This window comes from Leisingera thetidis (assembly GCF_025857195.1).
GTDB lineage: Bacteria > Pseudomonadota > Alphaproteobacteria > Rhodobacterales > Rhodobacteraceae > Leisingera > Leisingera thetidis.
In genome coordinates, this window is sequence record NZ_CP109787.1 from 3,529,375 (window position 1) to 3,555,793 (window position 26,419).

18 protein-coding genes are annotated in these 26,419 nt (G+C 64.4%); 13 read left to right on the forward strand and 5 right to left on the reverse strand.

Annotation, left to right across the window (positions count from 1 at the left end; translation table 11 throughout):
* Window positions 1–108: 108 nt before the first annotated feature.
* From OKQ63_RS17045 to OKQ63_RS17060, 4 genes are all read left to right on the forward strand, one after another.
* Window positions 109–1,197 carry a zinc-binding dehydrogenase gene (locus tag OKQ63_RS17045; protein ID WP_264211226.1) on the forward strand — a complete coding sequence of 363 codons (1,089 nt, stop codon included), beginning with the start codon at window positions 109–111 and terminating at the stop codon, window positions 1,195–1,197.
* A 24-nt stretch (window positions 1,198–1,221) separates the two neighbouring features.
* Window positions 1,222–1,590 (forward strand): hypothetical protein, encoded by a 369-nt coding sequence (locus tag OKQ63_RS17050; RefSeq protein WP_264211227.1) that lies wholly within the window; start codon window positions 1,222–1,224, stop codon window positions 1,588–1,590.
* Window positions 1,591–1,593: 3 nt separating this feature from the next.
* Complete coding sequence (locus tag OKQ63_RS17055) at window positions 1,594–2,826, forward strand: mandelate racemase/muconate lactonizing enzyme family protein (RefSeq protein ID WP_264211228.1); 1,233 nt, start codon at window positions 1,594–1,596, stop codon at window positions 2,824–2,826.
* Between the two features lie 122 nt (window positions 2,827–2,948).
* The gene (locus tag OKQ63_RS17060; protein WP_264211229.1) at window positions 2,949–3,233 is read left to right on the forward strand and encodes an ArsR/SmtB family transcription factor; all 285 of its coding nucleotides are present in this window, start codon (window positions 2,949–2,951) and stop codon (window positions 3,231–3,233) included.
* 672 nt (window positions 3,234–3,905) lie between these two features.
* Here OKQ63_RS17060 and OKQ63_RS17065 read toward each other — a convergent pair.
* Window positions 3,906–4,754, reverse strand: coding sequence for a fumarylacetoacetate hydrolase family protein (locus OKQ63_RS17065; RefSeq protein ID WP_264211230.1), 849 nt, complete (start codon window positions 4,752–4,754; stop codon window positions 3,906–3,908).
* A 29-nt stretch (window positions 4,755–4,783) separates the two neighbouring features.
* Window positions 4,784–7,780 (reverse strand): ABC transporter transmembrane domain-containing protein, encoded by a 2,997-nt coding sequence (locus OKQ63_RS17070; protein WP_264211231.1) that lies wholly within the window; start codon window positions 7,778–7,780, stop codon window positions 4,784–4,786.
* A 196-nt stretch (window positions 7,781–7,976) separates the two neighbouring features.
* On the opposite strand from OKQ63_RS17070, the gene OKQ63_RS17075 reads away from it, so the two are divergent.
* Complete coding sequence (locus OKQ63_RS17075; protein ID WP_264211232.1) at window positions 7,977–8,369, forward strand: DUF3307 domain-containing protein; 393 nt, start codon at window positions 7,977–7,979, stop codon at window positions 8,367–8,369.
* A 164-nt stretch (window positions 8,370–8,533) separates the two neighbouring features.
* Here OKQ63_RS17075 and OKQ63_RS17080 read toward each other — a convergent pair whose 3' ends face one another.
* Window positions 8,534–8,992, reverse strand: a complete 459-nt coding sequence (locus OKQ63_RS17080; RefSeq protein WP_264211233.1) for an Lrp/AsnC family transcriptional regulator — start codon at window positions 8,990–8,992, stop codon at window positions 8,534–8,536.
* 147 nt (window positions 8,993–9,139) lie between these two features.
* Between OKQ63_RS17080 and OKQ63_RS17085 the strand changes: the two genes are divergently transcribed.
* Window positions 9,140–12,562: an indolepyruvate ferredoxin oxidoreductase family protein gene (locus OKQ63_RS17085; protein WP_264211234.1), complete on the forward strand. Its 3,423-nt coding sequence runs from the start codon at window positions 9,140–9,142 to the stop codon at window positions 12,560–12,562.
* Between the two features lie 31 nt (window positions 12,563–12,593).
* On the opposite strand, the gene OKQ63_RS17090 is transcribed toward OKQ63_RS17085, so the two are convergent.
* Window positions 12,594–13,259 carry a TetR/AcrR family transcriptional regulator gene (locus OKQ63_RS17090; RefSeq protein ID WP_264211235.1) on the reverse strand — a complete coding sequence of 222 codons (666 nt, stop codon included), beginning with the start codon at window positions 13,257–13,259 and terminating at the stop codon, window positions 12,594–12,596.
* 427 nt (window positions 13,260–13,686) lie between these two features.
* On the opposite strand from OKQ63_RS17090, the gene OKQ63_RS17095 reads away from it, so the two are divergent.
* The 5 genes from OKQ63_RS17095 to OKQ63_RS17115 are packed head-to-tail and all read left to right on the forward strand — an operon-like array spanning window position 13,687 to window position 20,896.
* Window positions 13,687–15,468, forward strand: a complete 1,782-nt coding sequence (locus OKQ63_RS17095; RefSeq protein WP_264211236.1) for an ABC transporter ATP-binding protein — start codon at window positions 13,687–13,689, stop codon at window positions 15,466–15,468.
* Window positions 15,461–17,374 carry an ABC transporter substrate-binding protein gene (locus OKQ63_RS17100; protein WP_264211237.1) on the forward strand — a complete coding sequence of 638 codons (1,914 nt, stop codon included), beginning with the start codon at window positions 15,461–15,463 and terminating at the stop codon, window positions 17,372–17,374. Before OKQ63_RS17095 ends, OKQ63_RS17100 begins: the two co-directional genes overlap by 8 nt.
* Window positions 17,374–18,402: an ABC transporter permease gene (locus tag OKQ63_RS17105; RefSeq protein WP_264211238.1), complete on the forward strand. Its 1,029-nt coding sequence runs from the start codon at window positions 17,374–17,376 to the stop codon at window positions 18,400–18,402. Before OKQ63_RS17100 ends, OKQ63_RS17105 begins: the two co-directional genes overlap by 1 nt.
* Window positions 18,399–19,553 (forward strand): ABC transporter permease, encoded by a 1,155-nt coding sequence (locus tag OKQ63_RS17110; protein WP_264211239.1) that lies wholly within the window; start codon window positions 18,399–18,401, stop codon window positions 19,551–19,553. The genes OKQ63_RS17105 and OKQ63_RS17110 overlap by 4 nt, the downstream gene beginning before the upstream one ends.
* Window positions 19,550–20,896 (forward strand): CoA transferase, encoded by a 1,347-nt coding sequence (locus tag OKQ63_RS17115; RefSeq protein WP_264211240.1) that lies wholly within the window; start codon window positions 19,550–19,552, stop codon window positions 20,894–20,896. The genes OKQ63_RS17110 and OKQ63_RS17115 overlap by 4 nt, the downstream gene beginning before the upstream one ends.
* 206 nt (window positions 20,897–21,102) lie before the next feature.
* Here OKQ63_RS17115 and OKQ63_RS17120 read toward each other — a convergent pair whose 3' ends face one another.
* A complete protein-coding gene (locus tag OKQ63_RS17120; RefSeq protein WP_264211241.1) occupies window positions 21,103–23,556 on the reverse strand; it encodes a mechanosensitive ion channel family protein in 2,454 nt (817 codons plus the stop codon).
* Between the two features lie 393 nt (window positions 23,557–23,949).
* Between OKQ63_RS17120 and OKQ63_RS17125 the strand changes: the two genes are divergently transcribed.
* Together OKQ63_RS17125 and OKQ63_RS17130 are read left to right on the forward strand one after the other, a co-directional pair.
* Window positions 23,950–25,176: a glycosyltransferase family protein gene (locus tag OKQ63_RS17125; protein ID WP_264211242.1), complete on the forward strand. Its 1,227-nt coding sequence runs from the start codon at window positions 23,950–23,952 to the stop codon at window positions 25,174–25,176.
* Window positions 25,173–26,417 carry a glycosyltransferase family 4 protein gene (locus OKQ63_RS17130; protein ID WP_264211243.1) on the forward strand — a complete coding sequence of 415 codons (1,245 nt, stop codon included), beginning with the start codon at window positions 25,173–25,175 and terminating at the stop codon, window positions 26,415–26,417. The genes OKQ63_RS17125 and OKQ63_RS17130 overlap by 4 nt, the downstream gene beginning before the upstream one ends.
* Window positions 26,418–26,419: the final 2 nt, after the last annotated feature.

Here is a 26,419-nt window from a genome sequence, read left to right on the forward strand (position 1 = left end):
CCTGCGCAGCAAGTCTTCCGTGGCGTAATACCGGGACCCGGCTGCCGTATTCCGGCTTGATGCCGCGCCGCCGCCGCGCCACGCTGCGTGAAAACGGGGAGAGAGACCATGCAAACCATCAAGGCCGCCGTCTGCCATGAATTCGGTGCCCCGCTGGTGATCGAAAAGGTGCAGCTGTCGCCGCCCGGGATGGGCGAGGTCGAGGTGACACTGGCCGCGGTCGCCATCTGCCACAGCGATATCTCCTTTGCCGAGGGCGCCTGGGGCGGGCATCTGCCAGCCGTCTACGGGCATGAGGCCGCCGGTGTGATCAGCGGGGTTGGAGACGGGGTGCAGGGGTTTGCCGAGGGGGACTCGGTCGTGGTTACCCTGATCCGCAGCTGCGGCACCTGCCCGTCCTGCGCCGGCGGCAGACCGGTGATCTGCGAGACTCCCTATGACGGCGTGAACGGCCCGCTGAAAACCGCCGATGGCAAGCCGCTGGAACAGGCTATGGCCTGCGGCGCCTTTGCCGAAAAGGTGGTGGTGGACCAGCGGCAGATCGTGAAGATCCCGGCGGATATGAGCAAGGATGCGGCCGCGCTGATCTCCTGCGGCGTGGTCACCGGGGTGGGCGCCGTAGTCAATGCCGCCCGGCTGCGTGCGGGTCAGGACGTTGTGGTGATCGGTGCCGGCGGTGTCGGCCTCAATGCCATCCAAGGGGCCCGCATAGCCGGCGCCCGCCGCATTGTCGCGGTCGACATGAGCCCTGGAAAGCTGGAAATTGCCAAGGAATTCGGTGCTACCCACGGGGTCCTGGCAACGGATGACAAGCCCTGGAAAGCAGCCCACAAGGCGCTTGGCGGCCGCGGCGCCGATGCGGTTCTGGTCACCGTCGGCGCCATCCCCGCCTATGAACAGGCCCCGCGCTACCTTGCCCGCGGCGGCAGGGCGGTGCTGATTGGCATGCCGCATTCCGGTGCCAAGGCAAGTTACGAACCCGTGGTTCTGGCTGCCGTGGGCCAGGGGCTGATCGGCTCCAAAATGGGAGACGCGGTGATCCAGCGCGACATTCCGTGGATGGTGGACCTTTACCAGCAGGGCCGCCTGAAACTGGATGAGCTGATCTCGGGCCGCTGGTCTCTGGAGCAGATCAACGAGGCCATTGCCGACACCAAGACTGGCTCTGCCAAGCGCAATGTGATTGTCTTTGGCTGACCCCAGCAATGCGGAGCACAGGACGTGCTGAAATTCCTGACCAGCCTCTTCAAACCCGAGGCCGCCAAGCCACCGCCAATCACCTCGGAGACCTCGGCCGGTTTTGCTGCCGGCGAGGTTGCACCCTTTCTGACGCGGCTCGCCAACAATCCGCGGTTCGGTCTGCCTGCGGATTTCACCGCCGCCATCGCGGATGCCCTGCCGGGCATGGACGTGGACAACACCCGCCGCTGGCAGATTGACGGCGCTTTTGACGGGGCGAGGGTGCAAATCGATGTGGTGGTCCGCATGGACAGCAGAGACGCGCCGGACCTGGCCTTTTTCAGCACCCGGGCCGCGGTGGAAGAGATCGACCGGGAACTGTCCGCCTTTGACGCCGCGACGGAGAACTGACCCATGAAGCTGCAGGACCTCGATGTCATTGTCACCGCACCGCCTGCTCCGGGCTGGGGCGGGCGTTACTGGATCCTGGTGAAAGTCACCACCGACACCGGCATCACCGGCTGGGGCGAGTGCTATGCGTCCTCTGTCGGGCCCGGCGCGATGACACATGTGATCCGCGACGTGTTCGAGCGCCACATGGCCGGGGAAAGCCCGGAAAACATCGAGCTGATGTTCCGCCGCGCCTATTCCTCGGGCTTTACCCAGCGCCCGGACCTGACTGTGATGGGCGCGTTTTCGGGGCTGGAGATCGCCTGCTGGGACATCCTGGGCAAGGACCGCGGCCGCCCGGTGCACGCGTTGATCGGCGGCCGGATGAACGACCGCATCCGTGCCTATACCTACCTCTACCCGCTGCCGCAGCACGGCATCGCTGCGTTCTGGACCTCGCCTGAAACGGCAGCCGAGGCGGCAGCGCAGAAGGTGAGCGAAGGCTTCACCGCACTGAAATTCGACCCGGCAGGCCCCTACACCCTGCGCGGCGGGCATATGCCTGCAATGTCCGACATCTCGATGTCCCTGGCTTTCTGCAAGGCGATCCGCGAGGCGGTGGGCGACAAGGCCGATCTGCTGTTCGGCACCCACGGCCAGTTCAGCACTGCGGGCGCGATCCGCCTTGGCCAGGCGCTGGAGCCTTACTCCCCGCTCTGGTTCGAAGAGCCCACGCCGCCCGACAATATCGAGGACATGGCGCGGGTCGCCCGCAATGTGCGCATTCCGGTGGCCACGGGCGAGCGGATGACAACCAAGGCGGAATTCGCCGCGGTGCTGCGTGCCGGTGCAGCCGAGATCCTGCAGCCCGCTCTGGGCCGGGCCGGCGGCATCTGGGAAATGAAGAAGGTCGCCGCCATTGCCGAGGTCTTCAACGCGCAGATGGCGCCGCATCTTTATGCCGGGCCGGTGGAGTGGGCCGCCAACATCCACCTCGCGGCCTCGATCCCCAACATCCTGCTGCTGGAAACCATCGAAACCCCCTTCCACGATCAGCTGATCAAGGGGACAATCCGGGTCGAGAACGGCTTTGTCACTCCACCGGACGCGCCAGGTCTGGGCATCGAGGTGGACGAAGACCTCGCCCGCGCCCACCCTTTCACCGGCAGCGACCTGCACCTCAACATGCAGGAAGCGCCCTGTGATTATGCCAATGGCAATGCCTTCGCCGGTGGCTCTCCGCCGATCATGGACTGAAATGCAACTCCGGGGTGACTCGACTGCCGGAAATGGGCAATGTGCAGGAAAAAGACGACAGCAGGACCTGAGCATTGCCCTCTCCGACCAGCGGCGCCACGCCCCCGGACACACCGCATGACATGCAGGCGGGCGCCGCCGCCGCCACCGCCTTCCTGAAAACGCTGGCGCATGAAGGCCGGCTGATGATCCTCTGCCATTTGGGGGCGGGGGAACGATCGGTGGGCGAGTTGGAAGCGCTGCTGAACATGCGCCAGGCGGCAGTGAGCCAGATGCTCGCGCGGCTGCGGGAAGACGGACTGGTCAGGACCCGGCGCGAGGGCAAGACGGTTTTCTACTCACTGAAGGACAGCAGCACCGAGGAAATCATCGCCCTCCTCCACAAACAGTTTTGCAGTGCGGAGTAACCACGGCGGGCGGCTCGCTTCCAGCACGGAAACCGGCCGCCGGCGCCGCTCCGGAAAGGTTGAACGATGCGCGCTGTGCCAACCCTGGAAACGGGACGGCCCTTGCCGCGCCCGCCGGGTACCGCGGACTGGCCGGGCGACCGGCCTTCATGCGGCCGCAGCGACGCCGCCACATCGGCGGCCCATTCACGCGAATTGCGGCTTGGGGCATGTTCTTCCACGGCATCGCACAACGGCCGCTGGCGGGCCATGGCGCGATGATGATCGGCCGCAAAGAGGCTGACACCTGCCCTGGCCAGATTGGCGGCAATGGGCCCCGCTGTTTCCGGGAACCGAACTGGACTGGTTCCGCTATCCCCGGGCGGAAAGACAGCGATATGCTTAATTGAGACAGGCCTCTGAGACAGCCAGTGCGCTGCAGGGCTGGGTCTTAGGCACGCTGAAGCTGGCCACGCGGGTCAGCCAGGCCGGTCCGGCAAATATCCAGTCCCGGAGCCTGGCGCAGCGGCTGCGGGCCATGCTTGCCCCTGAAGCCGCCAAACCGGACCGGGATGATCTGGTCTACCGCCACCGGCCATGGAGCCGGCGCTGCGCGTCAGCGCTGCGCCACGCCCAACCGGGGAGGCGCATTCTGCAAATGCGCCGGAACGGGCGGGAGAGCGCCGCCGCCTGTCAGCCGTCCGCCCGCACGGTTTGGGTCTGCACCCCCAGCCCTTCGATCTCCAGCCGCATCACGTCGCCCGGCTTCAGATAGACCGGCGCGGGCTTGATCCCCATCCCCACTCCCGGCGGCGTGCCGGTGGCGATCACATCGCCCGGGTGCAGGGTCATCAGCCCGCTCAGGTGCGAGATGATCTGTGCCACCGTGAACACCATCGTGCCGGTGCTGCCTGTCTGCCGCCGCTCGCCGTTCACATCGCAAGTCAGCCACAGATTCTGCGGATCCTGCACTTCGTCGCGGGTCACCAGCCAGGGGCCTACAGGGCCGAAGGTGTCGCAGCTCTTGCCCTTGGTCCATTGGCCGGTGAGCTTGGTCTGGAAGTCGCGCTCGGACACGTCGTTGATCACGCAATAACCCGCCACGTGGTCCAGCGCCTCTGCCTCGGACACGTATTTGGCGGCGGTGCCGATCACCACCCCCAGCTCCACCTCCCAATCCGCCGCCACCGAGCCGCGCGGCAGGAGCACGTCGTCATCCGGACCGCAAATGGAAGACGTCGCCTTCAGAAACAGGATCGGATGCTCCGGCAGCGCCATGCCCATCTCTTCGGCGTGGTCCGTGTAGTTCAGGCCGATGCCCAGGAATTTGCCCGCCTGCCCGACGCAAGGCGCCAGCTCCGGCTCTCCCTCGGCCAGCGGCAGCATCTCCGGATCCAGCGCCGCCAGACGGGCCAGGGCCGCATCCCCCAGCACAGCGCCGGTGATATCCGGCACATGGCCCGACAGGTCCCGGATTGCACCCGTGGTGTCCAGCAGACCCGGCCGGACCTCCGTGCCTGCGCGGTATCGCAGCAGTTTCATATCGTAATTCCCCGTTTCGGTTATCCAGATCAGTTGGAGACGTAGCCCGCCACCACCTGCAGCAGCTTGAAGGCGGTCGAGGCATCGTTTTCGACAACCGCCAGGAATTCTTCCTCGCCGATCCGCAGGCAGCGCAGATCGCTTTCCGCAATCATGCTCAGCGCCCGCGGCTCATGGCGGATCAGCCCCAGTTCCCCGACCAGCCGCCCGGGGCCGACCGTGGCAATCAGCCGGTCTTCATCCTCCGGCAGCGGCAGGTACAGCCCCGCTTCGCCCTCGAGGATCATATAGGCACCGTCCGTGGCCTCATCATCCTTGAGAAACACCGCCTCCCCGGCCTTTGCCTCAAACCAGCGCGCCCCAAAAGCCAGCAGGCGCAGCTGGCGGCGGTTCAGGCCGGAAAACAGCTCGGTCTGCTCCAGCGCCCTGAGCTTGCGGGCCAGATCCTGGCTGGAGGCCCCGTCGCCGGCCGCCGCGGCCTCCGCCTCGTCGCTGACCAGCCGCCCCTGGCGCAGCTCGAAAAAGACGTCAAACACGTCCGGGCTCTGGAAACTGGGCGCGAGGTAGATCAGCGTGGTCTCCGGCAGCAGCTTGCGCAGGTTCCTGTGCACCGCCACGCGGGTTTCCAGGTCATAACTCGCCATGGCCGAATCCAGGATCAGAAGATCGGGCCGCTTGATCGTGGCCCGGCAGAAGGCCAGCGGCTCGGCAAAGCTGGCGGCCAGCCCCTGGCCGCCGACGGCAATCGGCATGTCAAAGATCAGCTCCACCACCTGGTCGCGCAGGCCTTCGCGGACCATCAGCTCCGAGACCAGCTTGCGCACCTCATCGCCCTTGGCCCCCGCGGCATCGGAAATCTTGCCGAACAGGGCATTTTCCAGAACCGTCAGGCTGGGTGCAAAACTCTCGCCGGAGAACGGCACGAAGCCGGCGCCCAGCGCCTTCAGCAGGCTCTGCCCGTGGCTGCGGCGGAACCCGAGGATGCGCTCCTTCATCCCGTCGCCGAAGGCCGGACCGATCTGTTCCGCGGAAATGGTGAACGGCACGATCAGCAGCTGCGCCAGCTCCTCGCGGCGGAGGGCTGCAGCATTGCTGCCCGCCGGCCTGTCCACCAGTGCGATCGCGGCCTCATAGGCCTCCACATCCAGCCCCAGCTTGCGGAACAGCGGGTGGCCGGTGCCGTCCATGCCGAAAATCTGCCGCAGCATCTCCACCACGTCGCGGGTCAGCGCCACCAGCCCCTCGTCCAGCCCCAGCTGCTTGAGCTGATCCAGGAACTCCGCATGCCCGTGCAGGACCGCACCGGTCATGGCTTGTTCGGAGGCGGCAAACAGCAGGTTCTCCGCGACCGGCAGCGCCGGGTTGTAGCTTTCGGGGTCCAGGAAATGCACATGCACGTCCAGTCCGGCGTCGTGGATCGCCTTTTGCACCGCCGGGCGCAAGCGGACCAGCTGCTCCGCCAGCTGCTGATGCGCATCGGCCTCGAAACGCTGTTCAATGCCGCGGCGGAACAGCGCCGTGTCCGAGCCTATCCCCTCCACCAGCTGCAGCCACCAGCCGCGCAATTCTTCTTCGCTGGAGAAGCCAGCCAGCTTGGGATCCAGCCACGGGGCATCAAAGGGATCCGGGCTGTTGCCCGCGCGCTTGGCAATTTCCAGCTGCTGCAGATCGCGCGCTTCCCCTAGCGGACGCAGCCGCATCGGCATCATCACATTGTCGCCAAAGGAGCCCTGGAACAGCACCGGGCGCGATGTGGCATAGCCGATCCGTGCGGCTATGGTGGCCTGGTGCAGCCCGCTGAGATTCCGGCCGGCCACCGTCACCGTCCCGGAAGAGGGCAGGATTTCCCGGGTCAGCAGCTCTGCCAGGGCGCGGCGGTCCTCCTCCGAGGGCGCTGCAATGCCGATCACCTGACCGGCCGGGAAAGCTGCGCTCAGCTCCTCCAGCACCAGGTTGCCATCGGTGTCGCGCACACTGACCGCGTCCAGCACCACATCGCCCTCGAGGCGCCCCAAATCCTCCGGCTCGCTGCTGAGAAGCTTGTCATCGACCATGCCCTGCGGCGCAAAGCGTTCCAGGATCACATCCCAGCGCACGCTCATGTCCTGGGTCTGGTTGTAATAGGCCAGAAGCTCCTTCCAGGGCGACGCCAGATCCTTGTAGGCTGCCAGCGCTGCCACCAGCGCCCCCAGCGAGACCTTGCCCTGCAGCACCAGATAGCCGCCCACCGCATAAAAGAAGAACGGCGTCAGCTGGGTGATGAAGTTGTTGAGAAACTTCATGAAGAACTTTTTCTGGTAGATCTCGAAGCGGATGTCGTACAGCCGCCCCAGCCGTGCGGTGACCACCGCCATCCGGTAGCGCCAGCCGCCATTGATCCGGAGAGTCGCGGCACCGGCGGCGCTTTCGCCGATCTCGGTGGCCAGCGCCCGCACCTGCTTGATGCGTTTCTTGTTCAGCTGGTTGATCTGCCGCTGCAGCATCGGGATCAGCCAGCCCTGCAGCGGGATCAGCGCAATGGCCGCCATGCCGAACCAGAAGTTCTGCACGAACAGGAAGAACAGGATGGTCAGCATCTGGCCCGCCTGAAGCACCGGCTGGCTGACCGCGTCGCCCATCAGGCCGCCCATCGGCTCGGATTCGGAGGTGACCATCGACACCAGTTCGCCCTGGCTGACCCGTTCGAAATAGGGCTGCGGAAAGCGCAGGACGCGGGCGATCAGCTGATAGCGGAAGCGCCGCAGCATCCGCTCGGCCAGCACCCCTTTCATGGTGTTGATCCGCATCTTCAGCAGGCCATGGCACAGCACTGCCAGCAGGAAGGCACCGCACAGAATCCACAGGAAGGTGAGCTGGCCGAAACTCTGCCCCAGCACCGTGATGGTGGACGTCTCCGACCCGATCGCATCGTTGATGATCCGCTTGGGCAGCTCCAGGGTCAGATAGAGCAGAGGGAACAGGCAGGCGGTGACAACCAGCAGCACCAGTTGGTCGCGTTTCGAGTATTTCCAGATAAAATGGAACAAAGAGCGCTCGATGGGAAAGCTCCATAAATGGCGGCTTCGGATATGGGCTGCCTTATGGGTAGCGCGGTTTGGCGGGCACAGGCAATGGGCAGAAGCCCGCTGCGTCCCGTTGCGGCACCCGGCCGGCGCGGCATTTGCCAGGCGGGAAAAAATCCGTAAGGTTCCAGCGAGGTACACTTGCTGGAGGTCATTCGGTTTGCCGGAATATGTCGGATCCGTTCTGCTGCTGCTCTGCGCCCTGCAGGTCAAGCACCTGTTTGCCGACTTCTTTCTGCAAACGCCGAAAATGCTGTCCGGCCGCTGCGCCTATGTCCACGTGGGGCGCGCCCAGCACGCCGGTGTCCATGTGATAGGCTCGGCCCTGGTTTTTGCCCTGTTCGGCGCGCCGGCGGTGTTCATCCTGGTGCTTGGAGCGCTGGAATGGGTGGTGCATTTCCACATTGATTTCGGCAAGGCGCGCTTTTCCGAACGCCGCAAGCTGAACCCGCAGCAGGCGATGTTCTGGCAGGCGATGGGCTCGGACCAGGCGCTGCACCAGCTGACCTATATCGCCATGGCCTGGGCCTGGGTGAAATACGCCGCGATGTAATCAGCACCTGCAAGCTGGGGGCCAGCCCCCAGACCCCCGGAGTATTTCTGCAAAGAAGAAACTCAATAAAGGTCTGCAATTCTTCTTTGTGAAAACACTCCCGTCCCGCTGCCGGCAGGCGGCTTTGCCGCCGAGAGGGGAGGCCTGCGCCGCAGGCGCAATGATCAGGGCACCACGGGCTTGTCGCGTTTGATCGTGCGCAGCACCACATTGGTCTGGGCGCTGGCAACCGCCGGCAAGCGGAACAGGAAATCCTCCAGAAACCGGTTGTAGGCATCCAGGTCCGGCGCTAGCACCCGCAGGTGGTAATCTGCCTGGCCGGTGGTGGCATAGCATTCCTGCACCAGCGGGCTGGTTTCCACTGCACGGATGAACTCCACCAGCTTGTCCGGGTCATGCCGGGTCAGATGCACATGCACAATGGCCTGGAACCCCAGCCCCATTGCGGGCGCATTCACCACCGCGCCGTAGCGTTCGATGATGCCCGCTTCCTCCAGCGCCCGCACCCGGCGCCAGAGGGCAGAGGGCGACATGCCCACCGCCTCGGCCAGGTCGGCGTTTGAGATACGGGAATCCTCCTGCAGCTGGGTCAGAATGCGGCGGTCGCGGCGGTCGAGTTTCATTTCCCGGTCATAGTATCCGTTAAGGCCCATCTTTTCGGAAATTTTAGCCATAAATCTCCGCAAAACCAACAACTCAGGCAAATCTTTTCAGGCTTTGAGGATTATTTTTCCGGGAAACACATACTCCGCGCAAGGATTCCCGCCGCGATGACCAAGCTGAGCCACGACTTCCGCAGCTACAAGCTGGACGACCGTTACGACATGACCAGGGGCCGGGTGTTCCTGACCGGCACCCAGGCGCTGGCCCGCATCATGCTGGACCAGGCCCGCCGCGACCGCGAAGCGGAGCTGAACACCGCAGGCTTTGTGTCGGGCTACCGCGGCTCGCCGCTGGGCGGGGTCGATCTGGAGTTCTGGCGCGCCAAGGCGCGGATGCAGGAAAACCGGATCAAATTCATGCCCGCGGTGAACGAGGATCTGGGCGCCACCGCCGTTCTTGGCGCCCAGCAGGCCGTGCTGGACTCGCAGTGCGAGGTCGAGGGCGTGTTCTCCATGTGGTACGGCAAGGGGCCGGGCGTCGACCGCTCCGGCGATGCGCTGAAACATGGCAATGCCTATGGCTCTTCGGAAAAGGGCGGTGTGCTGGTGGTGGCCGGCGACGACCACGGCTGCGTCAGCTCCTCGATGCCGCATCAGTCGGATGTCGCCTTCATGTCCTGGTTCATGCCGGTGCTGAACCCGGCGGATGTGTCCGAATACCTGACCTTCGGCGAATACGGCTTTGCCCTGTCGCGCTACTCCGGCACCTGGGTCGGCTTCAAGGCGGTGTCGGAAACCGTGGAGAGCGCGCGCTCGGTCGAGCTGCGGCCGGACCGCAAGTTCATTTACCCGGAACTGCCGGAGTATCCAGGCGGGCTGCATATCCGCCGTGCCGACCTGCCCTCGCCCGAGATCGAAACCCGCATCCACGCCAAGCTGGACGCCGTGCGCGCCTTTGCCGAGGCCAACCCGATCGACAGGCGGATCTACGACATCAGGGAAGCACGGTTCGGCTTTGTCTCAACGGGCAAGGGGCATCTCGATCTGATGGAGGCGCTGCGCCTGCTGGGGCTGGACGAGGCCGCCTGCCGCCGCCTGGGTATCGACATCTACAAGGTCGGCATGGTCTGGCCGCTGGACCGCACCGATGCGCTGGAATTCGTGAAGGGCAAGCAGGAGGTGCTGGTCGTCGAGGAGAAGCGGGGCATCATCGAAAGCCAGTTCAAGGAAAACTTCTATGACTGGCCCGGCAGCAAGCCGGAGAAGATGGTGGGCAAATACGACAGCCAGGGGGAGCCGCTGATCCCCTGGACCGGTGAGCTGAGCCCGCTCCTTCTGGCGCCGATCGTGGCGGCGCGGCTGGACAAGTTCTTCCCCGAGGAAAACCTGCCGGCCAAAGCCGCCGCGCTGGTTGCCGAGCCGCCGAAAGTGCTGAACGTGCCCGGCGCCACCCGCACGCCCTATTTCTGCTCCGGCTGCCCGCACAATACCTCGACCAAGCTGCCGGAAGGGTCCAAGGCGTTTTCCGGCATCGGCTGCCATGTGATGGCCAGCTGGATGGACCGCGAAACCGCAGGCTATGCCCAGATGGGCGGCGAAGGGGTGCCCTGGACCGCGGCCTCGCAGTTCAATGGCAACAAGCACGTGTTCCAGAACCTCGGCGAAGGCACCTGGTATCACTCCGGCTCACTGGCGATCCGGCAGGCGGTCGCGGCGGGCACCAACATCACCTACAAGATCCTCTATAACGACGCGGTCGCGATGACCGGCGGCCAGCCGGTGGACGGGCCTATCTCCGTGCATGGCATCGCTCAGACCTGCCGCGCCGAAGGGGTCGAGCGGATCGCCCTGGTCTCTGACGACATCGGCAAGTTCAGCCGCGGCGGCTTCCCGGCGGGCACCACGTTCCATGACCGCAGCGCGCTGGACAGGGTGCAGCGGGAATTGCGGGAGATCCCCGGCGTCACCGTGCTGATCTACGAGCAGACCTGCGCCACCGAAAAGCGCCGCCGCCGCAAGCGCGGCAAGATGGAGGACCCCAAGCGCTTTGCCTTCATCAACGATCTGGTCTGCGAGGGTTGCGGCGACTGCTCGGTGGAGTCGAACTGCCTGAGCGTCGAGCCCAAGGAGACGCCGTTCGGACGCAAGCGCAAGATCAACCTGTCCAGCTGCAACAAGGACTTTTCCTGCCTGAACGGTTTCTGCCCTTCTTTTGTTACTGTCGAAGGTGCCACCCGCCGCAAGAAGAAGACTTCCGGACTGGACGCCGCCGCGCTGACCGCCAAGCTGCCCGCACCCGGACTGCCCTCGCTTGCGGAGCCGTTCGATCTGCTGGTCACCGGGGTCGGCGGAACCGGCGTTGTGACCGTTGGCGCGCTGATCACCATGGCCGCGCATCTGGAGGGCAAGGGCGCGAGTGTCTTGGACTTCACCGGCTTTGCCCAGAAATTCGGCACTGTGCTCAGCTACATCCGCCTGTCCAAGACTCCGGACACGCTGAACCAGGTCCGGATTGACCAGGGCAGCGCGGATGCGGTCATTGGCTGCGACGTGGTGGTGAGCTCGGCACCCAAGGCCTCCGCCCATTACCGTGCCGGCACCCGGGTGGTGCTGAACCGGGCGGAGATGCCCACTGGCGACCTGGTGCTGCGCCGCGATGCCGACCTGATGGCAGGTGTGCGGGAACGGACCATCGCAGAGGCTGTGGGCCCGCAGAATCTCTCCGGTTTCAACGCCAATGAGGCGGCGGAGAAGATGCTGGGCGATGCAGTGCTGGCCAACGTGATGATGCTGGGCTTTGCCTGGCAGAAGGGGTTGGTGCCGGTGAGCGCCGGGGCGCTGGATCAAGCGATCAAGCTGAACGGCGTGGCCATTGAAAAGAACCGGCTGGCTTTTGCCATCGGCCGGGCAATGGCTGCAGATCCGAAACTGGTTGCCGGCCACTTTGAGGAGAAGCCCGAAAAAACTGAGACTCTGGAAGCACTGATCGAGCGGCGAGCCACATTCCTCACCGGGTACCAGAATATGGCTTATGCCCGGCGCTATACCGCGGCGCTGAAACGGTTCCGCGACGCGCTGCCTGGCGACGAGCAAGAGGAACTCACGGCCGCAGCGGCGCGCTCGCTTTTCAAGCTGATGGCCTACAAGGACGAATATGAGGTCGCCCGGCTGCTGACCAGCGACGCTTTCCGGCACCAACTGGAGGAGGAGTTCGAGGGGGATTTCAGCGTCAATTACCACCTCGCCCCGCCGCTGCTGAACTGGAAACGGGATGCGCGGGGACGCCCGGCAAAACGCGCCTTCGGCGCCTGGCTGCGCCCGGCGATGAACCTGCTGGCCAAGGGCAAGGCCTTGCGCGGCTCCGCCTTCAACATCTTTGGTTACCACGAGGAAGCCCGGCTGCACCGCGACTTGCTGATTTGGTTTGAGGCCGCGCTGGACATGATTGCCAGCCGCTACACCTCGGACAAGCGTGACAACTGCCTGAATGTGCTGAAGGCGCCGATGGACATCCGCGGCTATGGCCCGGTCCGGCTTGAGGCCGCCAGGAAAATCCGCACTGAGGCAGACGTGCTTCTCCGCAGCCTGTGACCCTGGCCGCCGGCCACCAGCCGGCTGCCGCTCAGACGTCCCAATGCTGCTTGGTGAACTCGGTAAATGCGTCCATTTCTTCCGGCAGCGGTTCGCGCCCAGTGAACACCTTGAGGTATTCCGGCGTTACTTCCAGCCGGTGGGTGTGGCTTTCGTTGGGATCGGCCATGTCATAGCCCAACTGCATGTAATAAAGCACCTTGGCCCGGGTCATCGCCTCGCGCTCCGGATAGCCGTAGCGCTGAAACATTATCGTCAGCGCCTCGACCCGGCGCCGGTCCGAGCGGTCTAGCAGGCTGCGCACCTTGCCGGAGCGGCGCGACCAGTCGCGCACAGCAAAGTCCAGCGCGGTGTTGAACAGGTTGGGGTTCGCGATGCATTGGAACACATTCAGCACCGCGCCGGTAATGGCCTTGGCCGGCGCCTCGGCCTGGCGCACCATGCCGGCGGTGTTGGTCTGCTCCCAGGTTTTCAGCAGCGCATCCAGCAGGTCCTGGCGGGATTTGAAATACCAGTAAAAGGACGAGCGCGAGACCTGCATCCGCTCGGCCAGCGCCAGCACCTTCACCTGCTCCACCCCGTCCGAGATCAGCACATCCATTGCCACGTTCAGCCAGTCATTGCGGGTGACTTTGATATTCCCGACAAGCGGCTCGGCCTCCGGATCGTCGCGGTGCAGAACTGTTTTTTGCGCCATGTGGGACCTTTCGGGAAATTCTCATTTCCGGCCATCCTATGCCGGGCGGCCTGCCGGCGCCAACATTGCAATCCCGCAAACCCGCATTTGCGGCAAAACCCGAGTGGCCTGCGGGCCACAGCCGTTCTGCTCCCCGCTGCGGCCGGAGGCTGGCATCTGAACCCAGGTCTGCACGCGCATGTTACCGTTTGTGATAATGCCCTGCTGCCAATGGCCGGAACCGTCGAAAACCGAAGCGGACAGGGGCCAGCCGGCCGGCGCAGAGCAATGGAGAACCGCGAGAGCGCCCCATATTTGCCCTTGCGGCGCGGGCCTCCGGCCAAATGGGGTTTGACTAAACCGCCTCCGGCGCGCGAAAGTGAGGCAAAAAAACAGGGGAAAACACGATCTCATGAGTGCCTTGATCCCGCCGGGCGGGCAAATCTGAATGCGTCCGCTGCTGTCCGTCGAAAATCTCAGCATCGGATTCGGCAAGGGTGATTCCGTCGTGAAGGACGTGAGCTTTGCCGTACAACCGGGCGGGACGCTTGCGCTGGTCGGGGAAAGCGGCTCGGGCAAAACGATCTCCTGCCGGGCCGTCCTGCGTATCCTGCCAAAGGTGGCGCAGTTGCGGTCCGGGCGTATCACTCTGGACACCCGCGGCAGCAAGATGGACCTGGCAACGCTGGATGAACGCCGGATGCGGGATGTGCGCGGCAATACCATTGCGATGATCTTTCAGGAGCCGATGCGGTCGCTGTCGCCGCTGCACCGGATCGGCAACCAGGTCTCGGAGGTGCTGTGGCTGCATGGCCGCACAAGCGAGCGCGAAGCCCGCAAGGTGGTTCTGGAGTGCTTTGAACGGGTCGGGTTCAGTGAGCCGGAGCGCACTTATCGCTCCTACCCGTTCGAACTGTCGGGCGGGATGCGGCAGCGGGCGATGATCGCCATGGCGATGGTGGCCAAGCCGGAATTGCTGATTGCCGACGAGCCGACCACCGCGCTGGATGTGACCACCCAGGCGCAGGTGCTGGGGCTGATGAAGGAACTGCAGCGTGAAACCGGCATGGCGATGATCCTGGTGACCCACGACCTGGGCGTCGTCGCCAATATGGCCGAGCAGGTGGTGGTAATGCACAAAGGGCGGGTCATGGAATCCGGCCCCGCCGAACCCATGCTGCGCTCCCCGGCGCACCCCTATACCAAGGCGCTGTTCGGCGCGGCGCCCGAAATCCCGGATGAAGCCATCGTCGCGATCCCGCCCTCGCGTGAAGACCTGATCATGGAGATGAAGTCGGTTTCCAAGACCTACACGCTCCGGGCCAGCAAGGGCTGGCAGGCCCCCACTCTGATCCATGCCTGCCGCGAGATAGATTTCCAGATGACCCGCGGTGAAACTCTGGCGATTGTCGGCGAAAGCGGCTCCGGCAAGACCACCGCGGCGCGGATCGCCCTGGGGGCGGAGCAGCCCGATCCTGGCGGCGAGGTGCTGTTCCGTCCCGACCCGAACCAGCCTCCGGTCGCCGTCCACAGCATGGACCGCACAGCCCGCACAGCCTTTCAGCGCCAGGCGCAGATGGTGTTCCAGGATCCCTATTCGTCGCTGTCGCCGCGGATGCGCATTCAGGACACCCTGATGGAACCGCTGGATATCCACCGCATCGGCAGCCGCGCGGACCGGCGCGACAAGGCGGCAGAAATGCTGCGTCTGGTGGGCCTGTCGCCGGACATGCTGAAACGCTACCCGCATGCGTTCTCAGGCGGCCAGCGGCAGCGGCTTTCGATCGCCCGCGCGCTGATGCTGGACCCGGCGCTGATCGTCTGCGACGAGCCGACCTCGGCGCTGGATGTGTCGGTGCAGGAACAGATCCTGCGGCTGCTGGAGGAAATCCGCGACCAGCAGAACCTGTCTTACCTGTTCATCAGCCACGACCTGGCGGTGGTGGCCCGGATCGCCGATGAAGTGGCGGTGATGCGGCGCGGACTGATTGTCGAGCAGGCGCCGCCGGAGACGTTGTTCTACAATCCCCAGCATCCCTATACCAAGGCGCTGATAGCGGCCCAGCCGGAACCCGACATCGACCGGCCAATCGACTTGAAACTGGTGGCTCAGGGTGCGGGATCACCGGAGTGCTGGCCCGATGCCTTCCGCTTTGACGGCGCCCGGGCTCCGGCCCTGGTGAACCTGAAGCACCTGGAACCCGGCCACAAGGTGCGCTGCCATGCTTGATGCCCTGAAATATCTTCTGGCTGCCGCCCTCGGCCTTGCGCCGCTGTCCGCCCTCGCCGGCCCTGAGGTGCAGGAAAGCAGCTTCTGGAGCGCGGAGGTGAAGGCCGGCTACCTGCCGCCTGCTGCCAAGCGGCTGCCAGAGGTGCCGCTGGTGGTGGACCTGGCTGCGAAAGGCCGGGAATTTGGCACACAGGGCGGCACCCTGAACACCATGGTCACCCGCTCCAAGGACATCCGGCAAATGGTGGTCTATGGCTATGCGCGGCTGGCCGGATACGACGAAAGTTACAGGCTGCAGCCCGATATCCTGCTAAGCTTCGTGAATGAAAGGAACCGCCGCTTCACCCTGAAGCTGCGCCCCGGCCACCGCTGGTCCAGCGGCGCCCCCTTCACGTCGGCCGATTTCCGTTACTGGTGGGAAGATGTCGCCAAAAATGAGCTGCTGAGCCCCGCCGGCCCGCCGGATTTCCTGAGGGTGATGGGCAAGCTGCCAAGGGTGAGCTTTCCGGACGAGACCACCATCATTTATGAATGGGACGAACCGAACCCCAGTTTCCTGCACATGCTGGCCCAGGCCCGGCCGCCGTTCATCTACCGGCCCGCGGAATATCTGAAACAATTCCATGCCGACTATGCCGACCCCGAAACGCTGGCGGAGGAAGTGGACTACGCCCGGGTCAAAAGCTGGGCGGCGCTGCACAACAAATACGACAACATGTACAAGTTCGACAACCACGAGCTTCCGACGCTGCAGCCCTGGATCAACGCCTCGCCCGGCAAGAAGATCCGCCACCAGTTTGTGCGCAACCCCTATTACCACCGGATCGACAGCCGAGGCGTGCAACTGCCCTATATCGACACGGTGGAAATGGAGATCGTGACACCCGGCCTGGTCGCGGCCAAGTCGAATGCCGGCGAGGCGGATTTGCAGGCCCGCGGGCTGGATTTCCGGGATATCCCGATCTTGCGCAAGGGCGAGAAAGACGGATCAGGCTACAAAACCTACTTGTGGGGCAACGGTGCTGCCTCGCAGATCGCCATTTACCCCAACCTCAACACCCGCGACCAGGTCTGGCGGGATATCCTGCGTGATGTGCGGGTGCGGCGCGCCTTGTCACTGGCCATAAACCGCCGCGCCATAAACCGCGCACTCTATTTCAACCTGGCCAAACCCGGTGCAATGACGGTGCTGGAGCAAAGCGAGCTCTTCGACCCGGCCCTGCGCGAGGCCTGGGCGCAGTTCGACCCGGCCCTGGCAAACCAGTTGCTTGACGAGGCGGGGCTGTCCGAAAGGGACGGCTATGGCATCCGTTACCTGCCGGACGGGCGGTTGATGCAGCTGGTGGTGGAAACCGCAGGCGAGCGTCAGGAAGTCGAGAACGCACTGCAGATCATCACCGACGACTGGCGCGATGTCGGTGTCAAGCTGGTGATGCGGCCGCTGGATCGCGACATCCTGCGCAACCGGGTGTTTTCCGGCAGCACCATGGCCTCGGCCTGGTTCGGCTGGGACAACGGCCTGCCGCAGGCCTATACTTCGCCCGCCTATCTGGCGCCGACCGATCAGGTGTTCCTGTCCTGGCCGAAATGGGGCCAGTACTACCAGACCGGCGGCAGCGCGGGCGAGCCCCCGGACATGGCCCCGGCCCAGCAGTTGATGGATCTGCTGCAGGACTGGAACATGGCCACCACCGATGCCCAACGCGCCGACGCCTGGCGCGCCATGCTGAAAATTCACGCCGATCAGGTCTTTGCCATCGGCGTGGTCGCCGCTGCACCGCAGCCGGTGGTGGTGAGCAACCGCCTGCGCAACGTGCCGGAACAGGCGATCTGGGCCTGGGACCCCGGTGCGCATTTCGGCCTCTACCGTCCGGATGAGTTCTTTTTCGAGGATGGCCGGGGCTGATGGAAATACTGCGTTATGCGATCTACCGCTTTGGCACCATGCTGCTCACCTTGCTGGTGGTGTCTGTGCTGGTCTTTACCATCATCAACCTGCCGCCGGGCGACTATCTGTCCAACCAGATTGCCGAGCTGCAGGCCACTGGCCAGTCCGCGGGCGTCGCCAAGGCGGAATTCCTGCGCAAGGAATACGCCCTCGATAAAGCGCTGTGGCAGCAATACATGATCTGGATGGGGTTCATGCCCGGCCCGCACGGTTTCTCGGGCATGATCCAGGGAAATTTCGGCTGGTCCTTCGAGTTCGACAGCCCCGTCGCCGATATCGTCGGCGACAGCCTGTGGCTGACCGTTCTGGTGAATCTGGCCGCGGTTCTGTTTGTCTATGCGGTGGCGCTGCCGCTGGGGGTTCTGGCCGCGGCCCGGGCGCGGACCTGGATCGATTACACCACGGCATTTGTCGGCTATCTGGGGCTTGCCACCCCGAACTTCCTGCTGGCGCTGATCCTGTTCTACTACGGCCACCGCTGGTTCGACCTGCCGATCGGCGGTCTGATGGCGCCTGAATTCGAAGGTGTGCCGATGAACTGGGAGAAGGTGAAATCCATCCTTGTGCATCTGATCGTGCCAACCTTCGTGATCGGCACCGCAGGCGCCTCGGCCATGATGCAGCGGCTGCGCGCCAACATGCTGGACGAGCTGGGCAAGCCTTATGTGGAAACCGCCATCGCCAAGGGCATGGCGCCCTCCCGCATGCTGGCCAAATACCCGCTGCGGGTGGCCTTCAACCCCTTTGTCGCCGATATCGGCAACCTGCTTCCCGCTATGATCTCCGGTTCGGTTCTGGTGTCCGTCGTGCTGGGGCTGCAGACCATCGGCCCGACCCTGCTGACGGCACTCAAAACCCAGGACATGTTCCTCTCCGGCTTCGTGCTGATGTTCGTCGCCCTGCTCACCCTGATCGGAACCATGGTCTCGGACGTGCTGCTGGTGCTGCTGGACCCGAGAATTCGCTATGAGGGGCGTGGTGCATGACCCAGCTGCCTGATGGACGTTATGTCGATGATGAGCCCTTCGACCCGCAGGCCTCGCTTCTGGAACTGGAGCGCAAGGACCTGGACGCTCCCAACTGGCTGCTGGTCTGGCGCAAGTTCAAGACCCACAAGCTGGGACTGGTTTCAGGGATTTTCCTCCTGGTCGCCTACCTGCTCATTCCTTTTGCCGGATTTATCGCACCCTACGGACCGAACCACCGCTTCTCAGAGCATCTTTTTTCTCCGCCGCAGTCGATCAAGCTGTTCCACGAGGGCGAATTCATCGGCCCCTTCGTGTACCCGATGACATCCGAGGCCAACCTGGAGACTTTTCAGTGGGAGTTCAAACCCGACACTTCGCGCCCGCTAAAGCTCAAATTCTTCTGTGAAGGCAGCACCTATAATCTGGCTGGTTTCATCGAAAGCAACCGGCACCTGTTCTGCGCGACCGAAGAGGCGACGATCTTCATCATGGGGTCCGACCGGCTGGGCCGCGACATCTTCAGCCGGGTTTCCTATGGCGCTCAGCTGTCGCTCACCGTGGGCCTGATCGGGATCTCGGTCTCTTTCGTGCTGGGCATCTTCTTCGGCTCGGTGGCAGGGTATTTCGGCGGCAGGACCGACTGGCTGATCAACCGGGTGATCGAAATCCTGCGCTCCCTGCCGGAGCTGCCCCTGTGGCTGGCGCTCTCCGCCGCGGTGCCGTCGAACTGGTCGCCGGTTGCGGTGTTCTTCATCATCTCGATCATCCTCGGCATTCTCGACTGGCCCGGCCTGGCCCGGTCAGTGCGGGCCAAGTTCCTCTCTTTGCGGGAAGAGGAATACGTCCGCGCGGCCGAGATGATGGGCGCCTCCTCCGGCCGGGTGATCCGCAAGCATCTGCTGCCGAATTTCATGTCGCACCTGATCGCTTCGGCAACCCTGTCGATCCCGGCGATGATCCTGGGCGAGACGGCGCTCTCCTTCCTCGGCCTCGGCCTGCGCGCACCGGCGGTCAGCTGGGGGGTGATGCTGAATGACGCGCAGAACCTCGCCTCGATCGAAATCTACCCGTGGACGGCAATACCGATGCTTCCGATTGTCATAGTCGTCTTGGCCTTCAATTTTCTCGGCGACGGTTTGCGGGACAGCCTGGACCCTTATCAGCAATGACCCTGATCTCTGCCCTGCCCGCACCCGATGCCTTCCGCCTCACCGGCACCGGCCATTGGCACAGTGCCTTTGCCGTGACCGAACTGGCCAATGCCTCCATCGCTGCCGTCGGGCTGGAGCTGGCGCGGCTGATCGCAGCGCTGAACCTGGCTCCCGCAGCGCCGGAAGTCTCCGTGGACCAGCGCCTGGCCTCGCTCTGGTTCAGCAGCAGCTTCCGGCCCGCAGGCTGGACGCTGCCCAGCCTGTGGGATTCGATTGCGGGCGCATATGGGACCCGGGACGGCTGGATCCGCCTGCACACGAACCTGCCGCACCACCGCCGTGCCGCTCTGCAGGTGCTTGGCTGCGCGGGCGGGCGCGAGGCCGTGACCGCCGCGGTAAAGCACTGGCAGGCAGACAGCCTCGAGAGCCAAATTGTGGCCGCAGGGGGCGTGGCTGCGGCCATGCGCAGCCGCGCGGACTGGCTGAACCATCCGCAGGGGCGCGCCGTGGCAGCCGAACCGCTGATCCATTGGGTCTCTCCCCGTCCTCTTCAGCTGCGGGACCGGCCGCAAGCAACCGCCGAACGCCCCTTGGCGGGTCTCAGAGTGCTGGATCTCACCCGTGTTCTTGCCGGGCCGGTCTCCTCCCGCACCCTGGCCGGGTTCGGAGCCGAAGTACTGCGCATCGACCCGCCCGGCTGGGACGAGCCGGGGGTGATCACCGACATCTCCCTGGGCAAGCGCATGGCCGCGCTGGATTTGACCAAGGGCGAGGACCGGCTGCTGTTCGAACACCTGCTGGCCCAAGCGGATGTGCTGGTGCATGGATACCGCCCCGGCGCGCTGGACGGGCTGGGGTATGATCAGGAAGCCCGGCGCCAGATTGCACCAAACGCCGTGGAGACAACCCTGGATGCCTATGGATGGACCGGCCCCTGGGCCGCGCGGAGGGGTTTTGACAGCCTGGTTCAGATGAGCACGGGCATTGCCGATGCAGGCCGGAACTGGGCCGGAACGGCCAATCCGCACCCTTTGCCGGTACAAGCGATGGATCATGCCACGGGATATCTGATGGCGGCGGCAGTGCTGTCAGCGCTTGCGTCCGCGGCTCGGGGAGCTGCGGTGCCCGCAGCCCGCCTTTCCCTTGCGCGCACGGCTGAGCTGCTTGCCGGGATGGAAAAGACGGCTGCTGGCGCGGAGTTCACCGAACCGGCAGACAGCGACTTCGGCCGGGAAGTCGAAAACAGCAGCTGGGGCCCTGGCCACCGCCTTGCTGCACCACTCAGCCTGGACAGCGCCGCGATGCGCTGGGACCTGCCCGCCACCAGCTGCTGCAGCGCCCCGGCCTGCTGGCCAGGGTAACCAAACAGAAGGGGCGCTGCCCCTCTTGGCCTGCGGCCAATTCACCCCGGAGTATTTTGAACCAGAAAGAAGCCTGCCTGGGTGGTTTCTGCGTCTTTCTGGTTCCCGGTCCTTCCGCCGCAGGCAGCGTGGCGCCACGCCCAGCCCCAAGCGGAGCGCGCAAGCGGTCCGGCGCGGGGCGGGAGCGATCCGGTCTCGCCGCCTGCTCAGCGGTCGTCGCTGCCGGGCCCACCCATCTCTTCCAGCAGATCATCGTCAATGGCCGCCTGCACGGCACCAGCGGCAGCTTCCTTCTGCTTCGGCGTCATCTCGTCCGCCTGATCCGGTGCGAGCCGCACGGTGACTTCGCGATGGGCAAATTTGACCCCCTCACGCGCAAACAGCTCGCGGATTTCCTGATACACCCGCTTGCGGACAATCCATTGATCTCCCGGTTTGGTCATGAACTTCACCCGGATGATCATCGCCGAATCCTGCATTTCGATGACACCCTGCGATTTCAACGGCTGGATGAACGTGTGCCCGACAACCGGATCGTCCACCAACTGCTGCCCCAGCTTCTTGATCAGTTTCCTGACCTTCTCCACATCGGTGTCATAGGTGACCCGCAGCGGCAGCTTCATCATCACCCAGTCGCGGGAGTAATTGGTCAGCACCTTGATTTCGCCAAAGGGGATGGTGTGCAGCGCGCCCAGATGGTGGCGCAGCTGGAAGGAGCGGACAGAAATCTTCTCCACCGTGCCCTTCACATCGCCGATGTCGATGTATTCGCCTTTGCGAAACGCGTCATCAATCAGGAAGAAGGCGCCCGAGAAGATGTCCCGCACCAGCGTCTGCGACCCGAATCCAACTGCAAGGCCAACCACGCCGGCGCCGGCAAACAGCGGGCTGACGTTGATTCCCAGCTCCAGCAGCAGGATGAGCACGATTGAAACCAGAACCACCGCCAGGATCGCGCCGCGGAAAAGCGGCAGCAAGGTTGCCAGCCGGCTGGCACCCGCCGCGCCGCCTTCGTCGCCCAGTTCCGCTGTGGGAACGTCGCCGACCTCCTCATCGATCTTGCTGTCGATCCAAATCCGGAACAGGTGGTAAACGATATAGCCAATGAACAGGATCACGGTTACATCAATCGCCCGTTCGGCAGCGGCTGACTCTGTCCAGCTGGCATTCGGGTTCCAGACAATCACCAAGGAATAGGCACCAACCACAAAGGCCAGGATTCCCGCAACTCTGCGGGCGAGGTCCTCGCATGTGGCAAGCGGGTGCTTTGCAGGCCTGGAGATACCGTCATCGCCGGCCTCACCCTCCGCTGCCGGCACAGCAGCATCTGGCATTGTTCCTGCTGTTTCTTCTGCCAGACCGCCTGCGGCCGCCTGTTCCGAAGCCGCCGGTTCCGGATCCCCTGCCGCACCTGCGTCCGGCGCGGTCTCTTCCCCGGCTGAGTCATCTTCCGGCGCAGCGGCCTGCCCCCTGCGGGTCCGGCGGGTCCGGCTGAAGTAGCGTTCGATGAAATAGTTGATCGCGCCATACACAACCAGGATCGTGGTCAGCACAAAATAGCTGCCCGCCATCAGCGGTATCGAGATGTCTTTCTCCAGAACCAGATCAAAGGATAGTTTCAGCCAGCCAAAGGCCATGTAGGCCATCAGGACCGGAGCCCACGCCACAGCCAGAACCCGCACCAGCCAGGAGCAGTCCTCCGGCGCCCGGCCTGCGCGGATGGCATTGGAGATCGCGCGCCCGTTCACCAGCACCATCAAGAGATTGCCCAGCGTGCCTGCCAAGGCCAATACGCCATAGACCAGCGCATAGACGTTGTAGTTGAGGCCGAAATCTCCGACCCAGGTGGCGAACAGGGTTGAGGAGATGTCATATGTCGCCAGCAATGACGCCCAGATATACAGCCGCTTGGCGTCGCGATCCGAAAAAACAGGAATCCGGTACTGTGCCAGGAAGGGTGACAGCACCATCCGCCACAGGTCTGACACGGTACGCGCCAGGAAGAATGCCGTGTAGATTGCCGTGACCGTGAATTCGATGGACGGGTCACCGGACGGGCCGAAAATCAGGTATGAAACCAGCGCCGCGAAAATCATAGCAAAAACCGTGGCACCGACCCCCATCAGAAAGCGGAAGACCAGAAACGGCATCTTGTCCTGGTAGCCTTCGGGGACTTCCCGGATCCGCGCGACCACAAACCGTTTGGCGAAACGCTTTCCGTAGATCTCCGTGGACAGCCAGCGGCCGATAAGCAGGAACAGCACACTCCAGCCCAGCACCTCAACATAGGTTGCGATGCGCCCGTCCGGGCTGGTCTGGCGCAGGATGTACTGCATCTCGAAGATCGAATAGGGCAGCGCTTCCAGCCGGCTGTTCAATTCCGCTCGGAAGGCAGCGACCCTGGACTGCGCCTTCATCAACACTGAAGGCTGTTCCATCACGTCAGAAGCCGGGTGGCTTTCCTCCGCATCCGGCGGCGCAGTCAGCAGCTGGCCGCGACTGTCGACCACAACCACGCTGACGCCGCTTTCCGCGGCCTGTTCGATCGCCCTGGACAGCGCATCCGCTCCGCTTGCCTCACTTTCCTGCGCGCTGGCGTGAACCGTCAGCCCGAAACTCAGAAGGCTGCACAACAGGAACCGGAAAACAACTTGCAGCATGGCCGCCTATCCTTTTGGAAACTTGTATCAAACTAATCACGCACCGAAGCGTTGCGCAAATGGCGCGGCCGCAATTTCCTGTGCGTTATGCAACAAAGGCGCATGATTGCATGCGCACAGGCTCCGGGCTATACAAATTCAGATATCCGCTCTATGGCGGGCAGCTGCAGATCTCCGGCCCGGCATGGACCCGCCAGGACCGGAAGCGGCACAGGCAAATACTGAACATGCCCCCGCCGCAGCCGGCTGCGGGGCATGCAAGCTGAGGCGGATGATGGCGGAGCACAAGAGCACGCGCCCGGGAACGAGCGGCAGCACCGGCTGTCCGGCTCCCCGCGCCGCCGGAACCGGGCTCCAGCCGGGCGCAGTCAGGCAACCCGGTCAGGCAATCCAATGACAAAAACAGGCACCACTCAGACAGCGGCAGGAACCGGCACGCGCGGGCCGCGGGTCATGTTCTACAGCCACGACACTTTCGGGCTGGGACACCTGCGCCGCTCGCGGGCACTGGCAGGCGCTATCACCGCAGCCAATCCGGACGCCTCCGCACTGATCCTGACCGGCTCCCCGGTTGCGGGGCGGTTCTCTTTCCCGACCCGGGTGGACCATGTCCGCCTGCCGGGCGTGATCAAGCGCTCCGACGGCTCCTATGCCTCGCGCACCATGGGCATGAGCATCGAGGAAACTGCCGAGCTGCGCGCCGGGCTGATCCGCTCGACGGTGGAACAATACGAACCAGACGTGCTGATCGCCGACAAGGAGCCGACCGGGTTCCGCGGCGAGCTGATGCCTGCGCTCGACCTGCTGAAATCCCGCAGGCGCTGCAAGATCGTTCTGGGCCTGCGCGACGTGCTGGACGAGCCCGCGGTGCTGGCTGCCGAATGGGAGCGCAAGCACGCGGTTGAGGCGACCCGGGATTTCTACGACGAGATCTGGGTCTACGGGCCGAGACGGGTTTACAATCCCACCGCAGGCCTGCCTTTCACCGCCGAAATGCAGGCCCGGATGCATTGGACCGGCTACCTGCGCCGCGACCTCGGCCAGGTCGGCGACCCGCCGGAGCAGCCCTATCTGCTGGTGACCCCCGGCGGTGGCGGCGACGGCGAGATGATGGTGGACCTGGTGCTTTCTGCTTATGAGGCTGACCCGGGCCTGTCGCCCCGCGCGGTTCTGGTCTATGGCCCGTTCCTGTCCGGCGAAACCCGTGAGGACTTCGAGCAGCGTGTCGCCCGGCTGGATGGCCGGGTCACTGCCGTTGGCTTTGAATCGCAGATCGAAACCCTGTTTGCCGGCGCCCAGGGGGTTGTCTGCATGGGCGGCTACAACACCTTCTGCGAGGTTCTGTCCTTTGACAAACCCGCGGTGATCGTGCCCCGCACCACGCCGCGGCTGGAACAGTGGATCCGTGCCAGCCGGGCCGAGGAGCTGGGCCTGACCACCATGCTGGACGAGACCCGCGACGGCTGGACCGCCCCTGCCCTGGCCAAGGCAATCCGCGCGCTGGCCAACCAGAGGCCGCCCTCTGCCGCCGGTTCCGAAGGGCTTCTGGGCGGGCTGGATTATGTGACCCGCCGGGTTGCCGCCCTGCTGCAGGACACCCGCAAAGAGGCCGCCGAATGAGCAATGCGCGCCCGCCCCTTGCAGTTGTGGTCAAGGGCTGGCCGCGGCTGTCCGAAACCTTCATCGCGCAGGAACTGGTTGCCCTGGAGGCAGCCGGCCACGAGTTTGAAATCTGGTCGCTGCGCCACCCCACCGACATCAAGCGCCACCCGCTGCACACGCAGCTGCAGGCCCGCGTGAACTATCTGCCCGAATACCTCTATGAAGAGCCGGAGCGGGTCTGGCGCGCCCGGGCCGTTGCACACTCCCTGCCCGGCTACGCCGAGGCCTACCGCATCTGGCGTGCGGACTTGCGCCGCGACCTGACACCCAACCGCATCCGCCGTTTTGGCCAGGCCTGCGTGCTGGCGGCCGAAATGCCCGCGGAGGTGCTGGGGCTATACGCGCATTTCCTGCACACACCTTCGTCGGTTGCCCGCTATGCCGCGATCATGCGCGGCCTGCACTGGAGCTTCTCCGCACACGCCAAGGACATCTGGACCTCGCCGGACTGGGAGATCACCGAAAAGCTCTCAGCCGCCCATCACGGCGCGGCATTTGGCGCCACCTGCACCGGTTTCGGCGCCAGGCATTTGCAGCAGATGGCCGATACGCCGGACCGGGTTGACCTGATCTATCACGGGCTTGATCTCTCCCGCTTCCCCGCCCCGCCAGAGCGCCGCCCGCGCCAGCCGCAGGACCCGATACACTTCATATCCGTCGGCCGTCTGGTGGAGAAAAAGGGCTTTGACCGGCTGATCGCCGCACTGGCGCTGCTGCCTGCCGGGCTCGACTGGCACTGGACCCATATCGGCGGCGGCGGGCTGGGAGAGCTGCTGCAAGGCATGGCCGAAGAGGCGGGAATCGCCAGCTCCATCACCTGGCACGGTGCCTGCGACCAGCCGGAAGTGATCGAGGCGATGCGTCACGCGGATCTGTTCGTGCTGCCCAGCCGGATCGCCACAGACGGCGACCGCGATGGTTTGCCCAACGTGCTGATGGAGGCCGCCTCCCAGCGCCTGCCGGTCCTGTCGACCCCGGTTTCGGCCATCCCCGAGTTCATCACCCACGGCACTCATGGGCTGCTAAGTGAGGACAGCCCGGAAGCTCTGGCCGAAACCCTGCTTTTTGCTGCCCGGCACCCTCGGAAGCTGGCCGGAATGGCAGAATCCGCACTGAACCGCCTGCGCAACGATTTCGGCATGGACCCCGGCATTGCTCAGCTGTCCAAACGGCTAACCGCAATGCTGCGGGGCAGCTGAAA

Bases quoted from the DNA above. Each gene is read 5' to 3' on its own strand.
- OKQ63_RS17060 (WP_264211229.1), top strand. From the start codon at position 2,949: ATGCAGGCGGGCGCCGCCGCCGCCACCGCCTTCCTGAAAACGCTGGCG.
- OKQ63_RS17100 (WP_264211237.1), top strand. From the start codon at position 15,461: ATGCTTGATGCCCTGAAATATCTTCTGGCTGCCGCCCTCGGCCTTGCG.
- OKQ63_RS17045 (WP_264211226.1), top strand. From the start codon at position 109: ATGCAAACCATCAAGGCCGCCGTCTGCCATGAATTCGGTGCCCCGCTG.
- OKQ63_RS17130 (WP_264211243.1), top strand. From the start codon at position 25,173: ATGAGCAATGCGCGCCCGCCCCTTGCAGTTGTGGTCAAGGGCTGGCCG.
- OKQ63_RS17115 (WP_264211240.1), top strand. From the start codon at position 19,550: ATGACCCTGATCTCTGCCCTGCCCGCACCCGATGCCTTCCGCCTCACC.
- OKQ63_RS17095 (WP_264211236.1), top strand. From the start codon at position 13,687: ATGCGTCCGCTGCTGTCCGTCGAAAATCTCAGCATCGGATTCGGCAAG.
- OKQ63_RS17120 (WP_264211241.1), bottom strand. From the start codon at position 23,556: ATGCTGCAAGTTGTTTTCCGGTTCCTGTTGTGCAGCCTTCTGAGTTTC.
- OKQ63_RS17110 (WP_264211239.1), top strand. From the start codon at position 18,399: ATGACCCAGCTGCCTGATGGACGTTATGTCGATGATGAGCCCTTCGAC.
- OKQ63_RS17065 (WP_264211230.1), bottom strand. From the start codon at position 4,754: ATGAAACTGCTGCGATACCGCGCAGGCACGGAGGTCCGGCCGGGTCTG.
- OKQ63_RS17080 (WP_264211233.1), bottom strand. From the start codon at position 8,992: ATGAAACTCGACCGCCGCGACCGCCGCATTCTGACCCAGCTGCAGGAG.
- OKQ63_RS17105 (WP_264211238.1), top strand. From the start codon at position 17,374: ATGGAAATACTGCGTTATGCGATCTACCGCTTTGGCACCATGCTGCTC.
- OKQ63_RS17090 (WP_264211235.1), bottom strand. From the start codon at position 13,259: ATGGCGCAAAAAACAGTTCTGCACCGCGACGATCCGGAGGCCGAGCCG.
- OKQ63_RS17055 (WP_264211228.1), top strand. From the start codon at position 1,594: ATGAAGCTGCAGGACCTCGATGTCATTGTCACCGCACCGCCTGCTCCG.
- OKQ63_RS17085 (WP_264211234.1), top strand. From the start codon at position 9,140: ATGACCAAGCTGAGCCACGACTTCCGCAGCTACAAGCTGGACGACCGT.
- OKQ63_RS17125 (WP_264211242.1), top strand. From the start codon at position 23,950: ATGACAAAAACAGGCACCACTCAGACAGCGGCAGGAACCGGCACGCGC.